The 26,071-nt window shown below is 68.1% G+C and carries 25 protein-coding genes; 13 read left to right on the forward strand and 12 right to left on the reverse strand.

All coding sequences use genetic code 11. The features are described 5' to 3' along the window. Positions 1-9: 9 nt before the first annotated feature. Genes ACWEPG_RS00785 through ACWEPG_RS00800 form a run of 4 tightly spaced genes read right to left on the reverse strand, consistent with a single transcriptional unit; the run spans position 10 to position 5,101 of the window. The gene (locus tag ACWEPG_RS00785; protein WP_450111908.1) at positions 10-1,170 is read right to left on the reverse strand and encodes a thiolase C-terminal domain-containing protein; all 1,161 of its coding nucleotides are present in this window, start codon (positions 1,168-1,170) and stop codon (positions 10-12) included. Continuing rightward, positions 1,167-2,360, reverse strand: a complete 1,194-nt coding sequence (locus ACWEPG_RS00790) for an OB-fold domain-containing protein (protein ID WP_450111907.1) — start codon at positions 2,358-2,360, stop codon at positions 1,167-1,169. The genes ACWEPG_RS00785 and ACWEPG_RS00790 overlap by 4 nt, the downstream gene beginning before the upstream one ends. 18 nt (positions 2,361-2,378) lie before the next feature. Next, a complete protein-coding gene (locus tag ACWEPG_RS00795; RefSeq protein WP_452593624.1) occupies positions 2,379-3,608 on the reverse strand; it encodes a CaiB/BaiF CoA transferase family protein in 1,230 nt (409 codons plus the stop codon). Then, positions 3,605-5,101 carry an aldehyde dehydrogenase family protein gene (locus tag ACWEPG_RS00800; RefSeq protein WP_450111905.1) on the reverse strand — a complete coding sequence of 499 codons (1,497 nt, stop codon included), beginning with the start codon at positions 5,099-5,101 and terminating at the stop codon, positions 3,605-3,607. Before ACWEPG_RS00800 ends, ACWEPG_RS00795 begins: the two co-directional genes overlap by 4 nt. A gap of 207 nt (positions 5,102-5,308) precedes the next feature. Here ACWEPG_RS00800 and ACWEPG_RS00805 point away from each other — a divergent pair, with 207 nt between their 5' ends. The 11 genes from ACWEPG_RS00805 to ACWEPG_RS00855 all read left to right on the forward strand — a co-directional run bounded on the left by ACWEPG_RS00805 (position 5,309) and on the right by ACWEPG_RS00855 (position 15,134). Beyond that, entirely contained in the window at positions 5,309-6,118 is an 810-nt protein-coding gene (locus ACWEPG_RS00805; protein WP_450133438.1) for a TauD/TfdA dioxygenase family protein, read from the forward strand. Beyond that, positions 6,115-6,819, forward strand: coding sequence for an SDR family NAD(P)-dependent oxidoreductase (locus ACWEPG_RS00810; RefSeq protein WP_452593625.1), 705 nt, complete (start codon positions 6,115-6,117; stop codon positions 6,817-6,819). The genes ACWEPG_RS00805 and ACWEPG_RS00810 overlap by 4 nt, the downstream gene beginning before the upstream one ends. Positions 6,820-6,856: 37 nt before the next feature. Continuing rightward, the gene (locus ACWEPG_RS00815) at positions 6,857-7,717 is read left to right on the forward strand and encodes a mycofactocin-coupled SDR family oxidoreductase (RefSeq protein WP_450133440.1); all 861 of its coding nucleotides are present in this window, start codon (positions 6,857-6,859) and stop codon (positions 7,715-7,717) included. A gap of 31 nt (positions 7,718-7,748) precedes the next feature. Next, complete coding sequence (locus ACWEPG_RS00820) at positions 7,749-7,940, forward strand: ferredoxin (protein ID WP_450111901.1); 192 nt, start codon at positions 7,749-7,751, stop codon at positions 7,938-7,940. A 55-nt stretch (positions 7,941-7,995) separates the two neighbouring features. Beyond that, on the forward strand, positions 7,996-9,363 hold the full coding sequence (locus ACWEPG_RS00825; protein ID WP_450111900.1) for a cytochrome P450: 1,368 nt from the start codon (positions 7,996-7,998) through the stop codon (positions 9,361-9,363). A gap of 19 nt (positions 9,364-9,382) precedes the next feature. Continuing rightward, positions 9,383-11,065 (forward strand): thiolase C-terminal domain-containing protein, encoded by a 1,683-nt coding sequence (locus tag ACWEPG_RS00830; RefSeq protein ID WP_452593861.1) that lies wholly within the window; start codon positions 9,383-9,385, stop codon positions 11,063-11,065. Further along, positions 11,062-12,021 carry an alpha/beta hydrolase gene (locus ACWEPG_RS00835; protein WP_452593626.1) on the forward strand — a complete coding sequence of 320 codons (960 nt, stop codon included), beginning with the start codon at positions 11,062-11,064 and terminating at the stop codon, positions 12,019-12,021. The genes ACWEPG_RS00830 and ACWEPG_RS00835 overlap by 4 nt, the downstream gene beginning before the upstream one ends. Positions 12,022-12,025: 4 nt before the next feature. Beyond that, on the forward strand, positions 12,026-12,586 hold the full coding sequence (locus ACWEPG_RS00840; RefSeq protein ID WP_452593627.1) for a DoxX family protein: 561 nt from the start codon (positions 12,026-12,028) through the stop codon (positions 12,584-12,586). Next, positions 12,586-13,404 carry an NAD(P)-dependent oxidoreductase gene (locus ACWEPG_RS00845; RefSeq protein WP_452593862.1) on the forward strand — a complete coding sequence of 273 codons (819 nt, stop codon included), beginning with the start codon at positions 12,586-12,588 and terminating at the stop codon, positions 13,402-13,404. The genes ACWEPG_RS00840 and ACWEPG_RS00845 overlap by 1 nt, the downstream gene beginning before the upstream one ends. After that, positions 13,401-14,198: an NAD(P)-dependent oxidoreductase gene (locus tag ACWEPG_RS00850; RefSeq protein ID WP_452593628.1), complete on the forward strand. Its 798-nt coding sequence runs from the start codon at positions 13,401-13,403 to the stop codon at positions 14,196-14,198. The genes ACWEPG_RS00845 and ACWEPG_RS00850 overlap by 4 nt, the downstream gene beginning before the upstream one ends. A gap of 120 nt (positions 14,199-14,318) precedes the next feature. Then, positions 14,319-15,134, forward strand: coding sequence for a mycofactocin-coupled SDR family oxidoreductase (locus ACWEPG_RS00855; protein WP_450111896.1), 816 nt, complete (start codon positions 14,319-14,321; stop codon positions 15,132-15,134). Between the two features lie 86 nt (positions 15,135-15,220). On the opposite strand, the gene ACWEPG_RS00860 is transcribed toward ACWEPG_RS00855, so the two are convergent. Genes ACWEPG_RS00860 through ACWEPG_RS00880 form a run of 5 tightly spaced genes read right to left on the reverse strand, consistent with a single transcriptional unit; the run spans position 15,221 to position 21,165 of the window. Then, positions 15,221-16,009 carry an SDR family NAD(P)-dependent oxidoreductase gene (locus tag ACWEPG_RS00860; protein WP_452593629.1) on the reverse strand — a complete coding sequence of 263 codons (789 nt, stop codon included), beginning with the start codon at positions 16,007-16,009 and terminating at the stop codon, positions 15,221-15,223. Continuing rightward, positions 16,006-17,442, reverse strand: a complete 1,437-nt coding sequence (locus tag ACWEPG_RS00865; RefSeq protein WP_452593630.1) for an aldehyde dehydrogenase family protein — start codon at positions 17,440-17,442, stop codon at positions 16,006-16,008. The genes ACWEPG_RS00860 and ACWEPG_RS00865 overlap by 4 nt, the downstream gene beginning before the upstream one ends. Before the next feature lie 16 nt (positions 17,443-17,458). Then, complete coding sequence (locus ACWEPG_RS00870; RefSeq protein ID WP_452593631.1) at positions 17,459-18,457, reverse strand: aldo/keto reductase; 999 nt, start codon at positions 18,455-18,457, stop codon at positions 17,459-17,461. Further along, complete coding sequence (locus ACWEPG_RS00875) at positions 18,450-19,844, reverse strand: acyl-CoA reductase (protein WP_452593632.1); 1,395 nt, start codon at positions 19,842-19,844, stop codon at positions 18,450-18,452. Before ACWEPG_RS00875 ends, ACWEPG_RS00870 begins: the two co-directional genes overlap by 8 nt. Before the next feature lie 7 nt (positions 19,845-19,851). Then, positions 19,852-21,165, reverse strand: coding sequence for a hypothetical protein (locus tag ACWEPG_RS00880; protein ID WP_452593633.1), 1,314 nt, complete (start codon positions 21,163-21,165; stop codon positions 19,852-19,854). 114 nt (positions 21,166-21,279) lie between these two features. On the opposite strand from ACWEPG_RS00880, the gene ACWEPG_RS00885 reads away from it, so the two are divergent. Beyond that, positions 21,280-21,921, forward strand: coding sequence for a TetR/AcrR family transcriptional regulator (locus tag ACWEPG_RS00885; RefSeq protein ID WP_452593634.1), 642 nt, complete (start codon positions 21,280-21,282; stop codon positions 21,919-21,921). Here ACWEPG_RS00885 and ACWEPG_RS00890 read toward each other — a convergent pair. The 3 genes from ACWEPG_RS00890 to ACWEPG_RS00900 form a co-directional block, all read right to left on the reverse strand. Then, positions 21,918-23,441 carry an acyl-CoA synthetase gene (locus ACWEPG_RS00890; protein ID WP_452593863.1) on the reverse strand — a complete coding sequence of 508 codons (1,524 nt, stop codon included), beginning with the start codon at positions 23,439-23,441 and terminating at the stop codon, positions 21,918-21,920. The genes ACWEPG_RS00885 and ACWEPG_RS00890 overlap by 4 nt on opposite strands. A 26-nt stretch (positions 23,442-23,467) precedes the next feature. Then, complete coding sequence (locus ACWEPG_RS00895) at positions 23,468-24,127, reverse strand: TetR/AcrR family transcriptional regulator (protein ID WP_450111889.1); 660 nt, start codon at positions 24,125-24,127, stop codon at positions 23,468-23,470. 100 nt (positions 24,128-24,227) lie between these two features. After that, entirely contained in the window at positions 24,228-24,683 is a 456-nt protein-coding gene (locus ACWEPG_RS00900) for a VOC family protein (RefSeq protein ID WP_452593635.1), read from the reverse strand. Positions 24,684-24,761: 78 nt separating this feature from the next. Here ACWEPG_RS00900 and ACWEPG_RS00905 point away from each other — a divergent pair, with 78 nt between their 5' ends. Further along, positions 24,762-26,063: an acyl-CoA dehydrogenase family protein gene (locus ACWEPG_RS00905; protein WP_452593636.1), complete on the forward strand. Its 1,302-nt coding sequence runs from the start codon at positions 24,762-24,764 to the stop codon at positions 26,061-26,063. The last annotated feature ends 8 nt before the right edge of the window (positions 26,064-26,071 follow it).

The raw sequence follows: 26,071 nt of genomic DNA on the forward strand, positions 1-26,071 counted from the left end.
GTCCTTTGCTCATACACCCGGCCCCTCCAGAATTGTCACTCCGGCCACGGCGGTGGGACCGCCGAGGTTGTGTGCCAATCCGATTCGCGCCCCTTCGACCTGATTGACCGCACTGCCACGCAACTGCTCGAACAGTTCGACGCACTGCGCGACGCCCGTCGCCCCCGGCGGGTGCCCCTTGGAGATGAGTCCACCGCTCGGATTCACCGGCAGCGACCCCCCGACATCGGTGGCGCCGGATTCGACGAGCTTGAACGCCTCGAAGCGTTCCGCGAATCCGAGATCCTCGTAGCTCATCAACTCGATGCCGGTGAAGAAGTCGTGCACCTCCGCCACCTGCACGTCGGACGGCGCCAGACTGGCCATTCCGAACGCCTGCTTCGCCGCGCGCACCGTCGCGGGGAACGTGGTCATGTCCCGCTTGTGCTGGTGCATCACGGAATCCATACCGAGCCCGACCCCGCGTACCCACACCGGGCGGTCGGTGTACCGGTCCACGACGTCCTCTGCGGCGAGGATCAGCGCCGCCGCCCCGTCACTCTGGGGTGCACAGTCGTAGACGCTGAACGGGGTGACCACGGTCGGCGCGTTCAGTGCCACGTCGAGAGTGAGGTCCAGACGCAGCCGTGCCTTCGGGTTGTTCATCCCGTTGCGATGGTTCTTCACCGCGACCATGGCCAGGTGTTCCCTCGTCGCCGGCGACTCGTGCAGGTAGCGGCGAACGTGGAGCGCGAACCCGGCGGGTGCGACGAGACCGAGGGGGTAGTCCCAGGCCATGTCCCGGGTCATCGCCTCCCACTCCCAGAGCATGTCCTTCGACGCCGTCTCCCGAACCTTGTCGGCCCCGATGACCAATGCGACGTCACAGGCCCCCGACGCGATACCGAACAGTGCGTTGCGAACCGCGTCATGACCGGTGGCACAGGAATTCTCGACACGAGTGACGGGAATGTCCAGTAGCCCGAGGGTGTCGGCGAGAATGCCCGACGGGAATCCGTCCGGTGTCCCCATCGCGCCGAACCATGCCGCCTGCACATCCGACTTGGCCAGCCCCTTGTCGACAGTGGCGGCGCAGTCGGAGAACGCCATCGGCAGCAGGTCCTTGATGCCCAGGGCGAAGTGCTCGGCGAACGGGGTCATGCCCGCGCCGACGATCGCGACCTTCCTCATGCCACTTCCTCCTGGTCTGGATCGAACGTGCCGGGCTCGAACGAGTAGCCGTAGTCCGGAACCCCGGACCGCACCGCCACCCGTCGCAGCACCATCCGGCCGCGATCGCCGATGTCGACGCTGCCGGGATCCGCGCCGGTCACCTTCACCAGTGCGCGAACCCCGACCCCGTCCAGTTCGACGATCGCCAGGGTGTACGGCGTTTTCAGCCCCGGCACCGGGAAGTGCACCGTCACGCCGGTGTACACCGTCCCGGTGCGCGGCAGCGGAACCAACTCGTAGTCCGTGCCGAGCGTTCCGTCGTCTCCCACCCGGTACCGCGGTGGAAAGTCCAACGTCTCACTGTCCCGGTGTTTCCCGGCCTCCCACCGCACCTTCGCCTCGAATGCCCGCTCGTACGCCGCGAGCGAGATGGGGATGTCCGCACCGGGGACGTGGGTGCACTCGGTGTACTCGCGTACCTCCGGTTCGCAGCGGTGGATGTGCACCTCGCCCTCGGCGACCGTGATGCCCGACAGGCTGGCCTGCTCGACGCCCACCATCGGACCGGTCGTCCGGGTCTCCGCCATCGCGGCGAGCGCGAAGAGTCCCGCGCTCGCGCCTGACGTCGGCAGCGGAGGGGGATTACCCGTACAGAGGGCTGCGGCCTGCTCGTGCCGGACGCCGGCCACCGCGACCGGGGTATCCATCCAGGATGCCTTGAGCGAGGCCAGGAACCCACGCTCCTGCAGCAGACGCGGGTCGCCGTAGTCGCGCACCACACCGGTCTCACCCCGCGTCCGGACCGGCAGACTGCGCGACACCCGCCCCGCGGTCCGCACCTGCATTCCGCGCTCCGCGGTCACGGCCGCGGCAGCACCGGCCGGGGCGGTGTCCACCCCGATGACCAGTGTCCGCGGTCGCGCCGAGCCGATCGCGTCGAGGGTCGCGGGCGCCCCGCCGAGCCGCTCGGTGACCTCGAGTTCGGGGTCGAGTCCGAGACCGGCCAGCAGCACTGCCGAGTTGCTGCTCTCGAGCAGCGGCAGGTCCCGGCTGACGAGGACCACGAACGAGACCGGGTCGCCGCCGCGCAGTGCGGCGCGGCCGGCCTCGACCGCCAGCGTGATCGCGTCCTCGTCGTCACCGGGTACCCGGCCTTCGGGCGTCCCCCAGCACGGCAGGTACGTGCCTATCGAGGCGATGTAGGGCATGTCTGCCTCCTGGTCGATCTAGGTGACCGCGCCCGCGGTCTTGAGTGCGATGATGCGGTCCCAGTCCAGTCCGGCTTCCAAGAGGATTTCCTCTGTCTGCGCGGCGAATTCGGGCCCGGGACGAAGTTCGGGCGCGGTTTCGTCGAACTGGACCGGGCTGGTGACGAGCTCCATTTCCCCGGCCTTGACCAGGTACTCGTTCGCCCGGATCTGGGCGTCGTCGGCCACCTGCAGGGAATCCTGGATCGGTGCCCACGGCCCGGCGAGGGTCGCGAACCGCTCGGTCCACTCCGCGAGCGTGCGGGTGGCGAGGACCTCGCGCAGGATTGCCACCGCCTCGGCGGTGTTGGCTGCGATCGCTGCGGCGTCGACGAAGCGCGGATCGTCGGCGAGTTCGGGCCGGTCGATGTGCCGGCACACGTCGGGCCAGAAGCGCGCCGCCTGCAGCATGACGAAGGAAAGGTACCGGCCGTCGCCGGTGGCGTACACCCCGGAGAGCGGGTTGGTGAGCGCACCGTGGGCGCCCGGCGCAGGGGCCACCATCGGCTCCTGCAGATGAACCGACAGCGCGACCCCGTGCCCCATGGCCCACAGTCCGCTCCCGAGCAGGGACACGTCCACGACGGACGGTTCACCGGTGCGCTCCCGCTTGAGCAGCGCGGCCGCGATGCCACCGGCGAGGTTCGTCCCGGAGATCGTGTCGCCGAACGCAGGCCCGGGCGGGCCGATCATCCCCTCGATCCCGGGCGGGGTGAGGGTGGCGGCGATTCCGGCGCGGGCCCAGAAGGCGGTCATGTCGTAGCCGCCGCGAGTCGCCTCGGCACCACGCGGCCCCAGAGCGCTGCCGCGCGCGTAGATGATCGACGGATTGACCGCGCGGATGTCCTCGACGTCGATGCCGAGCTTGGTCCGCACCTGCGGCAGGTAGCTGGTGAGGAAGACATCGGACTCGCGGGCAAGGTCGTTCAGGACCTCCTTGCCCTCCGGGGTCGAGATGTCCAGACCGATGCTGCGCTTGCCGCGGTTCGCGTGCTCGACGTTGGGGTTGGGATCACCCTCGACACGGAGCGGGCCCACCTGCCGGAGCCCACGCTGCGGGTCGCCGGTGACGGCGTGCTCGACCTTGATCACGTCGGCACCCCACTCGGCGAGAACCGCACCCGCCGACGGGACGAACCCGTACATCGCGACCTCGAGTACCCGGATGCCCTCGAGTGGCCTCGTGACGCCTTCGGCGTGTGGCGTCATTCCTGCACCGCCGCCGCGAACGTCTTCTGCTCGAGGAACTCCTCCAGTCCGGCGGTGCCCATCTCGCGGCCGATGCCCGACTCCTTGTAACCACCGAACGGGACGTCGGGGGTGAAGTAGTTGCCGCCGTTGATGCTGAACGTGCCGGTGCGGATCCGCCGGCCGACGGAGATCGCGCGCTCGTCGTCGTTGCTGATGACACCGCCGGACAGGCCGAACGCCGAGTTGTTGGCGATCCGCACCGCATCGTCGTCGCCGTCGTGCGGGATCAACGCCAGGACGGGTCCGAACACCTCGTCCTGCGCGATCTCGCTGTCCGGGTCGACGCCGGCCAGCAGGGTGGGCGTGTAGAAGAACCCGGGGTTCACCCGTTCACCACCGGTGACGAGCTGCGCGCCGGCCGCAACGGCCCGCTGGACCATGCCGTCGACCTTGTCCCGCTGACGTTCGGTGATCAGTGGGCCCATGTACATCTTGGGGTCGCTCGGATCACCGAACGGAACCCGCTGCAGGAACGCGGCCACCATCTGGGCGATCTCGTCGTGCTTCTCGCGGGGCACCAGCATCCGGGTGGTGAGGGCGCAGCCCTGCCCGGCGTGGGAACAGATGCTGAACGCGGCGAACTGCGCGGCCATCTTGAGGTCGGCGTCGTCGAGGACGATGAGTGCGGACTTCCCGCCGAGCTCGAGGAACACGCGCTTGAGGGTGTCGGCCGCCGCCGCCATGATCTTCTTGCCGACAACGGTCGATCCGGTGAAGGTCACCACGTCCACGTCCGGGTGCGTGGTCATGAGCTCCCCGACCGCGATCTCCGATGACGACAGCACATTCACCACACCGGCGGGAATGTCCGTGTGCTTTGCGATGATCTCGCCGAGGAGCTGAGTGATCAGCGGCGTGTCCGGAGATCCCTTGAGCACCACCGTGCAGCCTGCGGCGAGCGCAGGTGCGAGCTTCGCGAGCGCCAGCTGGTTCGGGTAGTTGTACGCGGTGATCGCGGCGACCACGCCGGCGGACTCCTTCTCGATCCACCGGCGGTGGCGCTGCCCGCGGACCTCGATCTCGCCCATGTCCTCGGTCAGCGGGTAGGTCTTCAGCAGATCCGCGTAGTAGCGGACGATCTCGATGGGCGCGGCGAGCTGGTTGCCGTAGGTGAGCTGCCGGGTGGCGCCGACCTCCGCGATCGTCAGCTCCCGCATCTCCTCGATGTTGTCGAGCAGCGCCTGGTGGAGCTGGTCGAGGCAGCGGGTGCGCAGCTCGACGTTCGTGGACCAGTCGGTGGTGTCGAAGGCGCGCCGCGCGGCAGCGATCGCGGCCTCGGCCTCGGCGACACCGGCGTCGGGCGCGTAGCCGACGACCTCGCCGGTCGCGGGGTTGATCGAGGTGATCGTCCGTTCCGTCTCGACGAGTTCGCCACCGATGAGCAGGGCCTTGCGGATTCCCTCACCCGCCTGCGTTCCGCCGGTCGCCGCCACTGTGTCCTGAGATGACATCCCGTCTCCTCAATGTCGTGAAAATCCCATTCTCCTGATGGAGAATTTGAAGTACGTTCTGCGAGAACACTAACAACCTATTCGACTTCTGCCTACCCCGAATCCGAAGGAGAACGGGCGCCACAACCGGCCATCCAGCGGGCATTCGGGTCTTGCGGGCGTAACAAAAGCGAGAGTATGGTTCTCGCAATTGGAAGGGAGATTCTTGTGATCGAGACGAAGGCGCTTCGCCCCTCGTTGGGTGTGGAAGTCACCGGTGTGGAAGACCTCGCAGGCGAAGGGGTCATTGCTCAGTGCATGGAGGCGCTGAAGTGGCGCGGAGTCCTGCTCATCCGCGGGCTGAATCTGGACGACGACGCCCAGCTGGCGTTCAGCCGCCGGCTCGGCGAGGTCCGCACGCCGGCGCCCGGCAAGGAGATCTTCGTCGTCTCCCTCGACCCGGCGAAGAGCCAGTCCGCCGAGTACCTCAAGGGCACGTTCCACTGGCACATCGACGACACCACGCATGACATCCCCGCCAAGGCGACCATGCTGACCTGCCGGCACGCGGCGATGGTCGGCGGCGGCACCCAGTTCGCCAGCACCTACGCGGCCTACGACACGATGCCCGAGCAGGACCGCAAGCGGTACGAGGGTCTGCGGGTGCTGCACAGCTTCGAGGCCGCCCAGCGCCTGGTGCACCCCGATCCCACCGACGAGCAGCTCGCCGCGTACCGCCAGCTGCCCACCCACGAGTCGGACCTGGTGTGGACCCGCCGCGACGGCCGCAAGTCCTTCGTCATCGGCGCCACCGCCGATCACATCGTCGGGATGGATCCCGCGGAGAGCCGCGCGCTCCTGGACGAGCTGCAGGAGTGGTGCACCCAGGAGCAGTTCTCCTACACCCACGAGTGGCAGGAGGGCGACGTGGTGATCTGGGACAACACCGGAATGCTGCACCGGGCCCTGCCCTACGACCCGTCCTCGGAGCGGACCATGCACCGCACGACGATCGCGGGCGACGAGGCCTGGTCATGAAGACTGCAGTGGTGACCGGTGGCGCATCCGGCATCGGTCAGGCGGTCGCCGATCGCCTGCGCGCGGACGGATGTCACGTCGCGGTACTCGATCTCAATCCCACCGACGACGACTTCTCGCACAAGGCCGATGTGACGGACCGCGACCAGGTCGAGGAGGCGCTGACCAAGGTCCGCGCGCAACTCGGTCCGGTGTCGATCCTCGTCAATGCGGCGGGCCTCGAGGGATACGGGCAATTCAAGAAGATCCCGTTCGAGGACTGGAACCGGGTGATCAACGTGAACCTCAACGGCGTCTTTCACTGCATCCAGGCCGCCATCCCGGACATGCTCGACGCCGGCTGGGGCCGGATCGTCAACATCTCCTCCTCCAGCGCCCACTCCGGTCAGCCGTTCATGTCGCACTACGTGGCGGCGAAATCCGCAGTCAACGGGCTGACCAAGTCGCTCGCGCTCGAGCTCGGCCCGAAAGGCATCACCGTCAACGCGGTTCCGCCCGGCTTCATCGACACCCCGATGCTGCGCAAGGCCGAGGCGGCGGGCCGCCTCGGCGGCACCGTCGACGAACACATCCAGCGGACGCCCGTGCGCCGCGTCGGCCGGCCCGAGGACATCGCCGCCGCCTGCGCCTTCCTCGTCTCCGAGGAGGCCGGCTACATCAACGGCCAGATCCTCGGCGTCAACGGCGGACGAAACACGTAGCCGCACCGGCGAATCCAATCATCGAAAGGACACCACAGTGGGTCGTGTAGAAGGCAAGGTCGCATTCGTCACCGGTGCCGCGCGGGGCCAGGGCCGCAGCCACGCCGTCCGGCTGGCCGAGGAGGGCGCCGACATCATCGCGGTCGACCTCTGTGCCGACATCTCGACCATCGGGTACCCGATGGCGACTCCGGAGGATCTCGAGGAGACGACCCGGCTGATCGAGAAGCACGGGCGCCGAGTCGTGGCCGTGCAGGGCGACGTGCGCGAGGCCGAGCAGATGCGAGCGGCGGTCGAGCAGGGCGTCGCGGAGCTGGGCAAGCTCGACATCGTCGTCGCCCAGGCCGGAGTCGCGGGCATGAAGGGTGAGCCGCAGGTGCAGGCATGGTGCGACGTGGTGAACACCAACCTCGTCGGAACCATGAACGCCGTTCAGGCGGCCCTGCCCCATCTCGGCGAGGGCGCGTCGATCATCGCGACCGGCTCGATGGCCGCGATGATGGACGCCAGCAAGGTCGATGTCCCCGGCAAGGACCTCGGCGGCGTGGCATACATGTTCTCCAAGCGCGCACTGTCGCACTACATCCACGAGCTCGCGACACATCTCGCCCCCCGCCATATCCGAGCGAACGTCGTGCACCCGACCAACTGCAACACCGACATGCTGCAGAGCGAGCCCATGTACCGGTCCTTCCGCCCCGATCTCGAGCATCCGACGCGGGCGGACGCCGAGCCGGGCTTCGCCGTGATGCAGGCGATGCCGGTCCCCTATGTCGAGCCCGAGGACATCAGCAACACCGTGCTCTTCCTCGCGTCCGACGAGGCCCGATACGTGACCGGTATGCAGATGCGAGTCGACGCCGGCGGCTACCTCAAGTGGTACGACTACCACATCTGACCCGAATTCACCTGCAACAAGGAGGAAAACAGTGAAGGTGCAGGTCGATTCCCATCGCTGCCAGGGCCACACGTTGTGCGCGATGGCGGCTCCGGACTCGTTCGAACTGAGTGACATCGACGGCCACTCGACCCCCGTGGACGAGAACGTCCCGGCCGACCAGGAGGAGGCTGTCCGAGAAGCAGCCCGATCATGTCCGGAGCAGGCCATCACGCTCTCCTGACCGACGCCGATCCGAGATCGCCATCCACCTCGAATCCCCAGGGAGGACAACGCGCATGAGCGTTGACGACGTCGTAGCGCACGACAATCGCAAGACGAACAGATTCCAATTCGACCGGCACGCACCGGAGTACCGCGACCAGTTCCTCCCGATCACCGAGGAGATGCAGTCCAAGTGCCCGATGGCGTGGTCGGACACCCACGGCGGCCACTGGGTCGCGGCGGGCAGCAACGAGGTCTTCGCCCTATCTCGCTCGGCTGACGTCTCGAACGACCACGACATCCACGGAAAACGCCGCAACTACAAGGGAATCGCGATCCCCACCATGGAGCGCGCCTCGGGAGTGCGCGGCGGCATCCTGGAGATGGACGACCCCGAGCATCGCGAGTTCCGGGCGCTGCTCAACCCGTACCTGTCCCCGGCGGCCGTGCAGCGCTGGATTCCCTTCGTGGACGAAGTGGTGCGGGCATCCATCGACGAGAAGATCGAGAGCGGGAAGATCGACTTCGTCGACGATCTGGCGAACATCGTTCCCGCCGTTCTCACACTGGCGATGATGGGCATCCCGATCGAGAAGTGGACCATCTACAACGAGCCCGTCCACGCCGCGGTCTACACTCCGCCCGACTCACCGGACATTGCGCGCATCGGCGAACTGCACCGCACGATGGGCATCGATTTGCTGACCAATCTCTTCGAGATCCGGCAGAATCCGCGCCCCGGGCTGATCAACGCCGTCGCCGACGTCGAGGTTCTGGGCGAGAAGCCCGACGACATGGAGTTGCTCGGCATTCTGAGCCTGATCATCGGCGGCGGCTTCGACACGACCACTGCGCTGACCGCGCACTCGCTCGAGTGGCTGTCCCAGAATCCCGAGCAGCGCGAGATCCTCAGCCGGGAACGAGACACCCTGGTGGACTCCGCGACCGAGGAGTTCCTTCGCTACTTCACCCCCGCGCCTGGCGACGGGCGCACGTTCAGCGCCGACACCGAGTTCGAGGGTACGGAGTTCAAGGAAGGCGAGCGACTGTGGCTGTCCTGGGCGATGGCCAACCGGGATCCCTCGCTGTTCGCCGAACCGAACGACGTCGACCTGGAACGGCGGGGTAACCGGCACTTCAGCTTCGGGCTCGGCGTCCACCGTTGCATCGGGTCGAACATGGCCCGGATGGTGTTCAAGCGCATGCTGATCGCGGTGCTCGACCGGATGCCGGACTACAAGTGTGACCCCGAGGGCACCGTGCACTACGACACCATCGGCGTCATCCAGGGCATGCGGAAGCTGCCGGCCACCTTCACCCCCGGGCCGCGCCTGGGTGCAGGCCTCGACGAGACCCTCGCCGAGCTGCAGAAGATCTGCGACGAGCAGCGACTCGCGGAGCCGGTCACCATCCACAAGGAATCGGCGCGGATTCGTGACTGACTCGGTACTCACGGAGACCATGCGCGCAGAGGACGGTCGGGCCCCCGCGTCCGGCCGTCCCCTGCCGCTGGTCACCGAGGAGAGTCGGTTCTTCTGGACCTCCGGCGCCGACGGCAGGCTGCGGGTCCAGGAGTGCCGGTCCTGCGACGCCCTGATCCACCCCCCACAGCCGATCTGCCGGTACTGCCGGGGACACGAGATGGGTGTTCGCGTCACCTCCGGGTTCGCGACGCTCATCGGATTCACGGTCAACCACCGCTTCGCCCTCCCCGGCCTACCCGCGCCCTACGTGGTGGCGCAGGTCGCACTGGAGGACGATCCACGTGTTCGGTTGACCACCAACGCAATCGAGTGCGATCCGGCGCAGCTCACACTGGGCACGCGCATGGAGGTCGTGTTCCACCACGACGACGACGTGTGGCTCCCCCTGTTCCGCCCGACAGCGGACCAGCCCACGCCTGCCCCGCTGCCCACTGACGAAATCGCCCCGGACCAGATCCGGCAACACATCCGGCCGATGGCCACCGGGACGAAGTTCGAGGACAAGGTCGCACTCACCGGAATCGGCATGTCGCAGATCGGTCGACGCCTGATGCGGACACCGCTGGACCTCACGCTGGAGGCGTGCGAGCGGGCGGTCGCGGACGCCGGGCTGACGATGGACGACATCGACGGCCTGGCGAGCTATCCGGGCGGCGGTCAGGTCGGCGGCTTCGGCGAGGGCGGCGTCACAACGGTCGAGGCGGCCCTCGGACTGCGACCGACCTGGCACAACGGCGGGATCGAGACCTTCGGGCCGAGCGGCTCGGTGATCGCGGCGATGATGGCCGTCGCCAGCGGGCTGGCCCGCCACGTGCTGTGCTACCGGACCCTGTGGGAATCGACCCACAGCGAGCTGACGAAGCTCGGCCGGATCCCGGCTCCGTCGGGTGCGGGCCGCACTCCGAGCTGGCTGATGCCCTTCGGCGCCACCTCCGCCGCGCACACCCTCGCGCAGAACGCCCAGCGGCACTTCCACCGATACGGCACCACCCGTGAAACCCTCGGCTGGATCGCGTTGAACCAGCGGGCCAACGCCCAGCTGAACCCGACCGCGATCTACCGCGATCCGATGACGATGGACGACTACCTGGGCGCCCGGGCGATCACCACCCCGTTCGGGCTCTACGACTGCGACGTCCCGTGTGACGCCTCGATCGCCGTGATCGTCTCCGCCGTGGACGTCGCGCGTGACCTCGCCAAGCCGCCGGTCCTCGTGGAGGCGGTCGGCACCCAGATCGTCGAACGCATCGAGTGGGACCAGAGCACGCTCACCCACGAACCGCAGGTGCTCGGGCCGTCCGCGCACCTGTGGTCGCGGACATCGCTGCGTCCCGACGACGTCGATGTCGCCGAGCTCTACGACGGGTTCAGCTTCAACTGCCTGTCCTGGATCGAGGCGCTCGGCTTCTGCGGCATCGGCGAAGCGAAGGACTTCCTCGACGGCGGTCACAACATCGCCCGCGACGGTGTGCTCCCCCTCAACACCCACGGCGGTCAACTCTCCCACGGCCGCACCCACGGCATGGGTCTGATCCACGAGGCGATCACCCAGCTGCGCGGCGAGGCGGGTGCCCGTCAGATCCCCGACGCCCGGGTCGCAGTCGCAAGCAGTGGCGGTCTCACCCCTGGCGGCGTCCTTCTCCTGCGGAGTGACACTTGACCACAACCGATTCCGATCTGAACATGCAGACACAACGGCTCGAGGCCACACCCGTGTACCGGGTCGTCGACGTCGACGGCATACCCATGTCCGCCCTCGTCGCCGAGGCGGCGAATCCGCGGGCGGTCATCCTCGCCCTCCACGGCGGCGCCACCGACTCCGGGTACTTCGACTGCCCTGGTCACCCGCGGTACTCGCTCCTGCGTACCGGTGCGGCGCTCGGCTACACCGTCGTCGCGATCGACCGGCCGGGTTACGGCGCCTCCGCGCCACACGCCGACGAGGTCGCGCCCCCGCAGCGGCGGGTCGACCTCGCCTACGGCGCGGTGGACCGGATTCTCGGCGGGAGCGATCGGGGGGCGGGGATGTTCGTGTGGGCGCACTCCGTCGGCTGCGAGCTGGGCACCCGGATCGCAGCCGATGACCGCGGACGCCATCTGGTCGGTCTCGAACTCTCCGGTACCGGCCGGGAGCACCAGCCACGGGCGCACAGCATCTTCCGCTCCAGCGAGCGCAACGCGGCCCCGAGCGGCGTGCGGGAGCTGCTGTGGAAGCCCGAGCACCTGTATCCGCGCGAACTCCTCGGTGGGGGACCCATCGGATCGGCCACCCCGTCGTACGAGACCGAGGTCGTCGGGCAGTGGCCGCGCACGAACTTCCCCGAACTCGCGGCGCAGGTCCACGTACCGGTGCACTTCACCGCCGGCGAGCACGAGCGGGTGTGGCGCAACGACCCGGAAGCCCTGCGCGCCATCGCAACACAGTTCGTCACCGCACCGCGCGTCGAGACCCGTACCCAGCTCGACGGTGGCCACAATCTCAGCCTCGGGCACACCGCCCCGGCCTACCACCTGAACGTTCTGTCCTTCGTGGAGGAATGCGTGGCCGGCCTGCGTCACGGCACCTCGGGCGCACCCGCGTCCGGGGGCACGACACGACCACGAGAAGGGAAGTGAACCAGTGGAAGCCGCCGACACCGCCGTACTCCTCATCCGATTGGTCCTGGGTGCGACCATGGTCGCCCACGGGATCAACCATTGGCTCGGCGGAGGCCGCATCGAAGGAACTGCCCGCTGGTTCAGCGGGCTCGGCCTCCGCAACGGAACGCTGCAGGCATGGGCGAGTGTGGTCACCGAGATAGCAGCGGGCGTGCTGCTGATCCTCGGCCTGCTCACCCCCTTCGCCTGCGCGGCCACCATTTCGGTGATGGTGGTGGCCGGCTTCCTCGCGCACCGGCCGAACGGATTCTTCGTCTTCCGTGAGGGATACGAATACGTCCTGGTGCTCGCGGTGGTGGCGCTCGCGCTCGCAATGCTCGGGCCGGGCGAAGCCTCGGTGGACGTCGTCGCCGGGATCGACCTCGCCGGCTGGACGGGCGGCGCCATCGCGCTCGGTGTCGGAGTGGTCGCGGCGGCGGGCCTGCTCGCCACGTTCTGGCGTCCGGAACCGACGGACAGCGTGTGCTCGAAGACGGAGACGGAATCGACAGCAGCCGGAGAAGCGGAAGTGGAGGCGCAGTGATACGAGTTGGATTCATCGGTCTGGGACTGCAGGGCGCACCCATCGCGCGACGCATCGTCGACGCAGGTCACCCCACGACGCTGTGGGCCCGCCGTCCGCAGAGCCTCGAACCGTTCGCCGGCACCGCGGCGGCGACGGCCGAGTCACCCGCGGTCCTCGGTGCCGCCAGCGACGTCGTGTGCCTCTGTGTGGTCGGCGACGATGACGTGCGCCAGGTGGTCACCGGAGAGACGGGCGTCCTCGCCGGGCTGGCGCCCGGCGGAATCATCGTGGTGCACAGCACCATCCATCCCGACACCTGCCGCGAACTGACCGAGATCGCCGCCGAGCGCGGGGTCACCGTGGTCGACGCCCCGGTCAGCGGCGGGCCCGCCGCCGCCGAGGCGGGGCAGCTGCTGGTCATGGTCGGCGGCGACGACGAGTCGGTGGCACGGTGCCGACCCGTTCTGGAGACCTTCGGCGACCCGGTGGTCCACCTCGGCGGGGTCGGCTCGGGACAGGTCACCAAGCTCCTGAACAACCTGCTCTTCACCGCGAACCTCTCCACCGCCCACAGCACCCTCACGCTGGGGAAGTCCCTCGGCATCAACGCCGATCGACTCGGCGAGGTGATCGCGCACGGAACCGCCAACAGTTTCGCGCTCGGGCGCGTGGTGTCCGCGGGCGGGACCCTCGACCGGATCGCCCAGCATGCCGGGGACCTGCTGCGAAAGGACGTCGGCCTGGTCGCCGATCTCGCCGATGCCGCAGCGGCGCAGCCCGGGATCGTCCTCACCGCCGCGGACGCGACCCTCGATCTGATGGATCACCGCCGATGAGGATCGGGTTCATCGGGACGGGCCGGATGGGCGGGCCGATGGTCCGCCGCCTGGTCGACTCCGGGCACGACGTGCGCGCACTCGCACGGTCCGACGAACGGCGTTCCACTGTCGCGGAATTGGGTGCGCGTCCGGTCGCCGATGTCACCGCGGTGTCCGAAGACGCCGACATCGTCATCGTGTGCGTGTTCACCGATGATCAGGTCCGGGAGATCTGCCTGGACGGGCCGTTGCTCCCCGAGATGACTCCGGGGGCCGCGCTGGTGCTGCACACCACCGGCAGCCCGCGCACGGCCGAGGCCGTCGCGACCCGGGCCCGCCTGCACGGCATCTGTGTCGTCGACGCCCCGGTCAGCGGCGGGCCGCACGACATCGCCGCGGGGACGCTGACCGTGTTCGCCGGCGGCGAGGCCTCCGTTGTCGACCGGGTGCGGCCGGCGTTGTCGTCCTATGCGGACCCGGTGATCCATGTCGGAGGCACCGGGTCGGGGCAGCGGGTGAAGCTGGTCAACAACGCGCTGTTCGCGGCCAACATCGGTCTGCTGGCCGAAGCGGTCCGCCTCGCGGAACAGCTCGGCGTCGACGAATCCGCTCTCCTTGCCGCCCTCCCCCACGGCAGTGCCGCCAGCCGCGCGCTCAGCGGGGTTTCCAGTCGTGGCTCGGTCGCGGTGTTCACCAAGTCAGTCGAGGACTTTCTGCGAAAGGACGTCGACGTGGTGCGCAAGACCGTTGCCGATCTCGGCGGCTCCCTGGGCCTGCTGGACGACGCGATCGACGCCCAGTCCACTCGCTGAATCTTCCGCTCCTCGGGAGTGGGTGAACCCGACGGCTCGACCGATCGGGGATGTTGTGCCACATTGGTTGGGTGTAGCAAGTACCAATCAGGCACGACAATCCGAAAGCGGTGAATTCTGTTGAGTGGTCGAGTATCCGGCAAAGTCGCGCTGATCACCGGGGCGGCTCGTGGACAGGGGCGGGCCGAGGCGGTCCGGTTGGCCGACGAGGGCGCCGACGTCATCGTCGTGGACGTGTGCGCGCCACTGCCGAGCGTGGCATACGACTCTGCGACACCGGAGGACCTGCAGGAGACGGTGCGACTGGTGGAGAAGACCGGCAGCCGCGTTGTGTCCGGGATCGTCGACGTCCGTGATCTCGAGAAGTTGCGGGGCATCGTCGATTCCGCCGTCGCCGAGTTGGGCCGGCTGGACGTCGTGGTGGCCAATGCCGGTATCTGCGTGCCGAAGCCGTGGGACCAGGTCACCCCGAAGATCTACGAGGACACGATCAGCACCAACGTCACCGGCGTGTGGAACACCGTGATGGTCGGCGCGCCGCACCTGGTGCAGGCCGGTGGCGGCTCGATCATCCTGATCAGCTCGGCGGCGGGGCTGAAGGTGCAGCCGTTCATGGTGCCGTACACGACCAGCAAGTTCGCGGTCCGCGGGATGGCGAAGGCGTTCGCTGCCGAGTTGGCGCGGCACAGCATCCGGGTCAACAGCGTGCACCCGACCGGGGTCAACACCCCGATGGGCAGCGGCGACATGCAGGAGCAGATCCACGGCGCGATCGCCGGGGACGAGCGGCTCGGCGCGATGATGATGAACATGCTGCCGGTCGACATCACCGAACCGGAGGACATCGCCGACACCGTGCTGTTCCTGGCGTCGGACGAGTCGAAGTACATCACCGCCCACGAGATCGCCCCGGACGCCGGTATCACCGAGTTCTGATCCCGCACCACCACGTCCCCCCATGACCGAAGGGCACCTTCACACGGTCGGACCGCGTGAAGGTGCCCTTCAGCCATGAGATCGGGTCAGTACAGGCCGCCGTCGAGCCGAATGAACGAGTTCGTCGTGTAGCTCGATGCGGGGCTCGCCAGGTACAGCGCCGTGGTGACGATCTCCTCCGGGTTCCCGGGACGTCCGGCGGCGCTGCGCAGCGACTTCTTCGCGTCGGTGCTCCACGCCTTGGCGATGTCGGTCAGGAACGGTCCCGCCGAGATCGTGTTGACGCGGACGGCCGGCGCGAATTCCCGCGCGAACACGCCGGTGAGCGCGTTGAGAGCCGCCTTCGCCCCCGCGTAGGGCCCGAACGCGGGTGCGGGGAAGATGGCGCCGGACGAGGAGATGTTGATGATCGTTCCGCCGTCGCCGTCCGCCATCCGCTGACCGACCAGCGAACCCAGACGGAACGGACCCTTGAAGTTCACCGCAACGACCTTGTCGAACAGCTCTTCCGAGGTCTGCGCCGACGACGGCGCCAGCGGCGACAGCCCGGCGTTGTTGACCAGGATGTCGATCACCCCGAAGTGTTCGTAGCTGGCCGCGACCAACTCGTCGATGTCCTGCCACCTGCCGACATGGCAGGCGACCGGTAGTGCCCTGCGGCCCAGCGCCTCCACCTCCCGTGCCACCTGTTCGCACGACTCGATCTTGCGGCTGCAGACGACCACGTCGGCTCCCGCCCGCGCGAAGGCCAACACCATCTCCCGGCCCAGCCCGCGGCTGCCACCGGTGACCAGCGCCACCTTGCCCTCGAGGGAGAACAGCCGGCTCTGGTCGACGACCTCTGCGGGGTGCTCCGACCCGTTCCGTTCGGTCATCGGCCCGCTCCCGAAGAAATCTTGATCGTCACGCACTTGACCTGGCTGTAGTGATGCAATGCCTCCACACCCTTCTCTCGGCCGTAACCGCTGTTCTTCCAACCACCGAACGGGGTCTGCACCGATCCCGTGGACCAGGTGTTGACGAACACCTGGCCAACCCGCAGCCGATCGCTGACCCGCAGCGCGCGGGAGACGTCGGTCGTCCACACCCCGGCGACGAGCCCGTACTCGGAGTCCTCGGCGATCTCGACCGCCTCGTCCTCGGTGTCGAACGGGAGCACCACCACCACGGGACCGAAGATCTCCTCACGGGCGATCCGCGCCGAGTTGTCCACCCCGGTGTAGACGGTGGGATCGATGTAGTAGCCACCGGTTTCGGCGGCGAGAGCCGACACCGTCCCTCCGATCTCGGCGCGGGCCCCCTCGGCCTCGGCGATCTCGAAGTACTCCTGCACCCGGAGGAACTGGTCGTGGGTGATGAGGGGGCCGAGGTCCCGGCCCACCCGCACCTGCGCGGTGCGCTCCACCAGGCGGGACACCACCTGCTCGTACACCTCGCGCTGCACCAGGAGCCGGGTGCCGTTGGAGCACACCTGCCCGGTGTTGGCGGTGAACCCCTGGAGCGCGCCGGTGACCGCGGCGTCGAGATCGGCGTCGGCGAAGACGATGTTCGCGGACTTGCCGCCCAGTTCGAGTGTCAGCGGGATGATCCGCTCGGCGGCGATCCGGCCGATCACCCGTCCGGTGCCGACGGAACCGGTGAACGCGACCTTCGCGACATCGGGATGCCCGACCAGTGCGGCTCCGGCACCCGCCCCGGTCCCGAGCACCACGTTCAGCACGCCGTCAGGGAAGCCGGCCTCCGACGCGAGCCGGGCCAGCCGCACGGTGGTGGCCGAGGTGAACTCGGACGGCTTCACCACCACGGTGTTGCCCGCGGCCAGGGCCGGTGCGCACGCCCGGGCGGCCTGATTCAACGGGACGTTCCACGGGGTGACGACACCGACCACACCGAACGGCTCACGCCGGGTGTAGACGTGCTGGTCCGCTGCGACGTCCAGGGTCTCCCCCGCCGGCATCGCGACGAGACCGCCGTAGAACTCGAAATACGCTGCAGATGTCTCGATCTCACCGATGGCAACCTTCTCGGGTTTGCCGGTCTCGCTGACCTCGAGCGCCGCGAGGGCGGGCAGCTCGTCCCTCATCCGCCGCGCCAGATCGGTCAGCAGGCGCCCCCGCGTGAGCGCGGGAATCTGCCGCCAGGTCGGCAGCGCCGCGGTCGCGGATCGCACCGCGGCGTCCACGACGGCGGCGTCGCCCGAAGCGAGCTGCCGGACGGTGTTCCCGGTGGCCGGGTCTGTGACGGGCAGGTAGGCGCCGGTCACCGGCGCCGCGGCGGTCCCGCCTATCCAGTGATCGAGTGTGTCCATCGCGTGTATCCCACTTTCAGGCGGTGTGTTCGTCCCGGAACTGTTGGTACGGCGAGAGCTGGGCCCGTCGCTCGTGCAGGAAGTCGTGCGGATAGCCGAGCCTGATGCGTGTCGCCTTGTCCAGCCTCTCGACCTGGTGATCCTCGAGGGCGACGCCCACCACGCCGAGGTTGTCGCGGAGTTGGGCGACCGTCCGCGCTCCGATCAACGGCATCACGCCCTGCCTGCGCACCCAGGCGAGCGCGACCTGAGCCGGGGTGGCCCCCGTCTCGGCCGCGATCTCGGCGACGGCCTCCACCGCTCGGTGGCCGGCAGGACCGAGCCGGTCGAGCCCGCGCCCCTTGCCGACCAGCAGCCCCCGCGCAAGTGGGCTCCACGCGTACGTGGCGAGGCCGAGTTCACGGGCCATCGGCAGGAATTCCCGGTCGGCGGTACGGGCGAGCAACGAGTACTCGACCTGCATGGCACAGAACGCATTCCAGCCGCGCAGCTCGGCGATGGCCGTCGACCGCGAGACGACCCAGGCCGGGGTGTTGGTCACCCCGATGGCGAGCACCTTGCCGCTGCGCACCAGATCGTCGAGTGCCCGCAACGTCTCCTCGACCGGGGTCCCCCGGTCCCAGGCGTGCACCCACAGCAGGTCCACGTAGTCGGTCCCCAGCCGGCGCAGACTGGTTTCGACGCTGCGCCGCAGGCTCTTGCGGTGGTTGCCTCCGGAGTTCGGGTCGCCGGCGTCGGTGGGCAGGGTGTACTTGGTGCTGAGCACGACCCCCTCGCGTTCGGCGGCGACGAGGCGCCCGAGGATCTCCTCGCTCGCACCGTTGGTGTAGTTGTTGGCGGTGTCGACGAAGTTGCCGCCGGCCTCCCGATAGGCGCGGTAGATCTGGCCGCTGGTGTCCTCGTCCGCCCCGAATCCCCACTCGGTGCCGAAGGTCATGGCGCCCAGACACAGTTCGCTGACCCGGATGCCGGATCGGCCGAGCACCCTCAGCGGTATGGATGACTGTTCAGGCATCGTCGTCCACCACCCAGTTCACGAACCGGTGCAGCGGGTACATGCCGTCGTGCGGGCTGCCCATGCTGCCGGTCATCGCGCCGCCGAGCTTGACGACGCGTTGCACGCCCGCGGTCGCGAGCGCGTCCCGGACCTCGGCCTTGCGATGCGTGGGATAGACGCCGACCGTCTGGGTCGCCACGGTCGCGTGGGACGCCGCATCGCTCATTTCGGCGACGGGAATCACGTTGACCGTCTTGTTGGTCGGATGGAAGTCGACCATCTCCGGCGACCGCACGACCAGACCGCGACCGTCGTAGCCGCCCCAGATCCGGTAGTCGGGTTCGAGGAAACGCATTCCGTCGACCGCCTCGCGAATGTCACTGGGCGGCTTCGGCCCGACAGCCGAGGTGAAGGCTCGATCGACCCCGAGTCGCTCATGGAGCAGCGCGCAGAAGCGGTCGACCTGCTCGATGTCGCCCTCGACGCAGATGTGCCGGGCGGCCAGGCAGGCGTCCTGGTTGAAGATCGTGGCGTCGGCAGCGGCGAGCTCGGCGACCTCGCGCAGCGTGTCCTCGGACTCGAAGGCTTCCCTGCCGACGATCGACATCGAGACCTTCGGGTCGAACGAGATCAGCTGGAATCCCGGTCCGACGTACTTCGCCGCGTTCTCGATGGCGGCCCCACCGCCCCAGGCGACCAGCTTGTCGAAGTACTGGGAGCGGTACAGCACGTTCTCGACCTTGGCGTCGCCGCCGCGCCAGTACACGGCCGACATGGACCGGAGCACCGGATGATCGGGGGCTATGTCGGCCATCGTGCGCAGCACCGCGACGGTGGTGAACGGGTCCGCCGACGGCATCTTGAAGACGTTGACGGCCTTGACGAGTGCGGCGTCGGCGATCGAGGTCATCGCCGCGCTCGGAGAGTTGCCGGCCATCATGTGCACCAGCCGCGGCGGGAACGCCCGGACGCGGCTGACGTTGCCGTTCGGGTCGGTCCGCTCCACCCAGCCGTCCAGCAGGTCGATGCCGCCGAAGGTCCGCTCGAGCCGGTACTCGAGTGCCTGCCTGGTCAGGAACTGTCCCGGTCGGGCGAAGGTGTTCTCGATGATGCGGCGCGGCAGCGCGCTCACCTGAAGCGTCATCTCCAGCGACTCCTGGAGATACTCGTTCTTCTCGAGGGTGAGGTGCTGTGCGGTCTCGACGAGGAAGTCGATGATCTCGGAGATGGGAACGTCGAACGCGGGGCCGGGCTGCGTGCGGGGAACGAAGAGATCACCGAGTTCGAGTCGTGGCGTGACGAACGGAACGCCGAAGTCCCGTGAGAGGTACTCGCTGTCCTCGCCCCAGACCAGCTTTCCGCGGACGAAGTGGGGAACCCGGATCTTGGTAGCTGTTGCAGTCATGATCGTCTCAGTCCTCGATGAATCCGCGGACGTAGGCGTCCATGGTTCCGGCGCAGGTGATCTTGTCGTCGTCGGCGAGATCGGAGTACCGGACGATGTCGGGCAGGACGGTGTCGCCGGTCCGCCCGCACGGGCAGGCACCCGTGTCGACGGTGATCCGGTCGCCGGAGATCGTGCCGCCCCAGCGGCCGTCGACCGTTGTGTCGAAGAACGCGGCGCGGCCCTGGATCAGGCCCTCGACCTCCGGGGCCAGCGATTCGCCCTCCTTGTCGAGAACGAACAACGCGATCGTGTCGGGTACGTGGTAGCGGCCCTCCACACACTTGGGCAGCCGAACGTTCAACTCCTGCATGGAGTAGTAGTGCAGGAACCGCTCCGGCGTGATGTTCAGCAGGCGAAAGATCTGTTGCTGGTAGTCGGCAGGCAGCGACGTTCCCTTCAGGCCCCCACCGGTGGTCAGCGCGTTCGTGCCGGTGATGTCGCCTTCCGCCGCCCCCATCTCCTTGAGGATCTCGCAGAGCCGGAACAACTGCGGGAACTGGGAACTGAAGAAAATCTTCTCGGTGCGGTGAGCAAGGATCTGCTCGGCGTAATGATGCAGCCGCCGTTCCTGTTCCGCGGCGCGCTCTGCCGCCTCCGCCTCGAACGCGGCGAGTTCGTCCGGCGCCGCCGTGCCGTCCGCCATCGCGCGCCGCATCGCGGACATCCGGGCCATGTACCGGTGAAATCCGGTAGGCGGAGTGCCCTCGAAGAGGGGGAGGGCACCAGGTCCGGTGTAGGAATCGACGATGAGGTCTCGCACCGCGACGTGCTGGCTCTGGCCGGTGTCCGGTCCGACGGGGATGACGTGCCAGGTCGGCTCGGGCGGCAACCCCAGCTCGGTCATGCAGTCGAGGAGGTTCTGCAGGTTTGCGTCGCGGTCCCGCTGGGACTTGTTGAGGAACGACCCCTTGCCGCTGGTGCCGCTCGAGCTCGACACCAGGTGACCGGAATCCTCGAGGGTGGCGATCCAGCCGTCGACATCCTCGACTGCCGACACGTCCACATCGCTGACGCGGTGCGCGGACAGCGAATCGATCCACCGATTCATCTGCGCCCATTGCCCTTTGGCGATGAGCGATTCCGGGTAGCTCTTGTAGGTGGTGTGCGGGAAGAGCAACGGGATCATGTCCTCACGGGACCGGATCTCCGTGATCCCCTCCGCATCGGCGCGCTGCGCCAGGACGGGAACCCGCGTTCGCCATTCCTGAAATCGCCGGTCCAGTATCTCGATGACGTCCGATCGCCCGTTGGTCCGTGCCGCCGCTGTCGTTCCTGACATCGTGCCTCCGCTCGTGATGGGGGGTTCGCGCGAATTAACCATACCCATGGGTCAAGTTTTATGTCCATGGTCACTTCGGCACGAATCAGCGCAACTGCGGCAGAATCGACGCCCATGACAGCCGACGAACCCGAACGCAACCGCGGTGGACGGCCCACCCGCGAGCAGGCGACGCAGCTGGATCGCCGGATCCGGGAATGCGCCCTCGAGACCCTGCTCGAGCACGGCTACGAGGGCACCTCGATGAAGGCGATCGCGGAGGCGGCCGGAACCACCAAACCCTCCCTTTACAACCGGTTTCCGACGAAGGAGGCGCTGTTCCTCGCGGTGCTCGGCTGGGCCGTTGGTCGATCCGACTGGCCGGTTCCCGAGCCCCCCGAACCCGACCTCGACGACCTCGAGGGCGCGTTGGTCGCCATAGCCGACGCCGCGCTGAGTCGCGCCCTGCACCCGTCGATGATCCGGCTGGAACAGATCGCGATCGGGCACGCCTCGGCCTACCCGGAACTCGCCCGCGACACCCACGGCACCGGCTTCTGGCCGCGCCGGCGACTCGTCGCGATGCTGCTCACCCGGCACGCCGCCACCGGCGCCATCACCGCCGAGGACCCCGACGAGCTGGCAGAACTGTTCCTCGGCCTGGTCTCCGGGACCCCCGCCCGGCTGGCCGCCTTCGGGATCGTCCGAGACGCTGCGAGCCAGAAGCGGCATACCCACGCCGCAGTACAGCTCTTCCTGCGCAGCCTGCGCCCCTAGCCGACCCGATACCGATCGCGCACGTGCCGCTTGTGCAGCTTCCCGCTCGGGTCGCGGGGGAGCTCGTCGACGAAGTCCACCGCGCGCGGACACTTGTAGTGCGCCAGTTCGGCGCGGCACCAGTCGATCAGCTCAGCCGCGAGAGCGGGCCCGACGGCGGCAGGGTCGACCGGTTGCACCACTGCACGCACGGCCTCCCCCATCTCGTCGTCGGGGACCCCGACGACAGCCACGTCCGCCACGGCCGGATGTCCGACGAGGACGTTCTCCGCCTCCTGCGGGTAGATGTTCACTCCCCCGGAGATGATGGTGAAGCTCTGCCGGTCGGTGAGGTACAGGTAGCCGTCGGAGTCCAGGTAGCCCACGTCGCCCAGCGTGCGCCAGCCCCTGTCGTTGGTGACGGACGCCGTCTTGGCGGGGTCGTTGTGGTACTCGAACGGTCGGCCACCCGCGAAGTAGACGGCGCCGATCGCACCCGGCGGAAGTTCCGTTCCGTCGTCACCGACGATGTGACATTCTTCCGTCGGCCGGCCCACCGATCCGGGATGGTCGAGCCACTCCTCGGGCGTGATGTAGGTGGTGCCGACATCCTCGGTGCCCGAGTAGTACTCGTGGATGATCGGGCCCCACCAGTCGAGCATCTGCCGCTTGACGGCGACCGGGCACGGTGCCGCCGAGTGCACGGCCTGCCGCAGGCTCGACAGGTCGTACCCCTCGCGTTCTGCAGGAGGCAGACGCAACATCCGCACGAACATCGTCGGGACGAACTGGGCGTTCGTGACGCGATGTCTCTCGATGAGGTCGAGGCAGTGCCGAGCGTCGAAGCGCTCCATCACGATCACGGTCGCACCCAGCCGCTGCCAGGACATCGAGAACACCAGCGGTGCACCGTGATACAGCGGCGCGGGCGAGAGGTACACCGCACCGACCGTGTCACCGGTGGCGAGCAGACCCTGCGCGATCTGCACCGGAGCCGATCCCGGGTCCCCGAAGAACGTCCCCTGGAGTTGTTTGCGAACCCCCTTGGGCCGCCCGGTCGTGCCCGACGAGTACAGCATCTCCCGGCCCTCGCGCTCGTCGCCGAGGGGCCCCGGCGACTGCACGGCGAGCAGATCTCCGTAGCGTTCGAATCCGGGGAGGTCACCGGCAGCGGACACCCGGACCCGCATCCGCGTGAGGTCCAAACCGGAGACCACGGCGGACACGGACTCGCTCGCCACCAGCGCCACCGCCCCGCAGTCGTCGAGGATGTACTGCACCTCCGCCGACTGCAGGTGCCGGTTCACCGCGGTGTAGTAGAGGCCGGATCGCTGAGCGGCCCATGCGATTTCCAGGTAAGCGCGATTGTTCTCCATCAGGATCGCGATGTGGTCGCCGGGAAGGAGCCCTCGTGCCCGCAGTACCCGCGCGAATGCGACGGACCGCTGCTCGAGCTGCCGGTAGGTCACCACTTCGCCGCTGCCTGCCATCACGATCGCCGGATGGTCCGGCGTCCGGGCGGCATGCCAGGTCGGCGTCATCGGGTTCGGCGTCATGTGGTCGGGCGTCATCGGGCATCACTCCTGGTGGTTCCGGACCGTGCGGTGTCGCCCTGTCCCGCTGCGGCCGCACGCAGGCAGAAGGCGGCAATTCGGTCAATATCCGCTTCAGTCGGTTGACGGCCACCCCAGAGGTAGTCGGCGAGCTTGCCGACCGCTGCATGGGCCGCGAGCGAGGCATCGAACTCCGGATCCGGACTGCCCAGTTCGGCCAAAGGTGCATTCAGCAGTGCGGCCAGAGGCCCAGCCGCGGACGGCGGGCCACCGATGGCGTCAGCGGACAGGGTGCCGGCATTCCAGAGCACCGCCCGGGTGGTGGTGGCGGCGTCTTCGGCGCACTGGGACAGCACGCCCTCGACCCAGCGCCGAACCTGCCCTTCCGGCGTGGGCTCCTTCGCCATCTGGTGACCGACATAGGCGGTCAACCGCTCGGTCCCGTCTTCCAGGATCGCCGCCACCAAGGCATCTTTCGACTTGAAGTGCCGGTAGAAGGCGTCGTTCGACAGGCCGGCCGCCGCCACGATGTCGGAGACGCGTGGCCGCGAGTCCGTTCCGCAGTTGCGCATCACCTCCAGTGCCGCGTCGAGCAGCCTGCGCACCTCACCGGCATAGCTCGCCTCACGTTTTGCCAGTGCCCTCTGGGCGATTCGGCTGGCGAAGTCGTCCATGCCCTACCTACCGACCCGATCGCGGACGGTGATCGGCGAGCCGGCGCGCCGAGACGTGGAGAAGGTTGTCTGCCATCGGTGTTCCCTTCGTGCGGTTGTGTCAGACGGAATTCGGATCGGACCAGCACCGCTCCAGTCCCGAACGAGCGGCCCTGGTGACGAGTTCGACCCGAAAGCCCTTTGCGCTACGGAGAAATGCAAAGAACGGCACGCCGTCGGGCCCGGTACGCGTCGCCTCTGGGACGTATCCCGCCGCGGCCAACTCCGCCGCGTCGGCCGCAACGTCGTCCGACCAGTACCCGAGGTGGTGGACGCCGGCGCCGGCGACCGGCTCCCACATCGTGCCGGGCACGCTGCGCACCACCTCGAGGCGCGGAGTCGTGATCGAGTACGCGCACCGCATGTCCACCTCTCGAGTCCCGCCCGGCAGGCTCACGACGACCGGCCCGCCGACCTCCGGTCCCCACTCATAGCCGAATAGCGCCGCGAGGTCGGCGCGGGTCGCGTCGGGGTCATCGGTGACGATGCCGACGTGAAACAGGTTGTCCGCCTTCATTGAGCACTTCCCAAATCCTGTCCAGAATTGCATTCTTGGTGACGAGAAGCATATTCTCACGATAGAGAAGGAGGCGCAATGGCATGGGATTTCGAGACCGACCCCGAGTTCCAGGCGAAGCTGGACTGGGCTGATACGTTCGTTCGAGAGGAGGTCGAGCCCCTCGACCTGGTGTGGGAACACGAGCAGTTCGTGCCCTTGGACGGCGCCCGCCGCAAGGTGATCAACCCGCTCAAACAGGAGGTACGAAAGCAGGGCCTGTGGGCGACGCACCTCGGCCCCGACCTCGGGGGCCAGGGCTACGGTCAGTTGAAACTGGCACTGCTCAACGAGATTCTGGGGCGGTCGCAGTGGGCCCCGATCGTGTTCGGCTGCCAGGCCCCGGACACCGGCAACGCGGAGATCATCGCCCACTACGGCACCGAGGAACAGAAGCGGCGCTACCTGCAGCCGCTGCTCGACGGCGAGATGTTCTCCACCTATTCGATGACGGAGCCGCAGGCCGGAGCCGATCCGGCCCAGTTCGAGACGCGGGCCGTCCGCGATGGTGACGACTGGGTCCTGGGCGGGTGGAAGTACTTCTCCTCCAACGCTCGTACCGCGTCGTTCCTGATCGTGATGGCGGTGACCGACCCCGACGCCGACACCTACAACAAGATGTCGATGTTCCTGGTCCCGGCGGACACCCCCGGCATCGAGATCGTCCGCAACGTCGGCCTCGCCGGGGAGCCCATGAACGAGGGTTCGCACGCCCTCATCCACTACCGGGACGTGCGGGTGCCGGCCGACGCCCTTCTCGGCGGCGAGGGCCAGGCGTTCGCCATCGCCCAGACCAGGCTCGGAGGCGGCCGGATTCATCACGCCATGCGGACGATCGGGCTGGCCCAGAAGGCGCTGGACATGATGTGCGAGCGGGCGCTGAGCCGCACCACCGCAGGAAGCAAGCTCGCCGACAAGCAGTTCGTCCAGGGCTACATCGCCGAGTCCTACGCGCAGCTCACGCAGTTCCGGCTCTTCGTCCTGCACACCGCGTGGAAGATCGACAAGTACAACGACTACAAGAAGGTCCGCAAGGACATCGCCACCGCGAAGATCGTCATGCCGACCGTGCTGCACGACATCGCCTGGCGCGCAATGCAGGTGCACGGGGCGCTCGGCGTGACCAACGAGATGCCGTTCTTCCGCATGATCAACGGTGCGGCCGTGATGGGTCTCGCCGACGGGCCGACGGAGGTCCACAAGGTCACCGTCGCCAAGCAGGTCCTGCGCGACCACCGGCCCAGTGACGACATCTGGCCGACCGAATGGATCCCCCGCAAGCAGGCCGCGGCGCGGGAGAAGTACGCCGAATTCCTCGAAAACGAAGTGGGTGACCTGTGATCGACACC

It is taken from the genome of Rhodococcus sp. NPDC004095 (assembly GCF_053604015.1).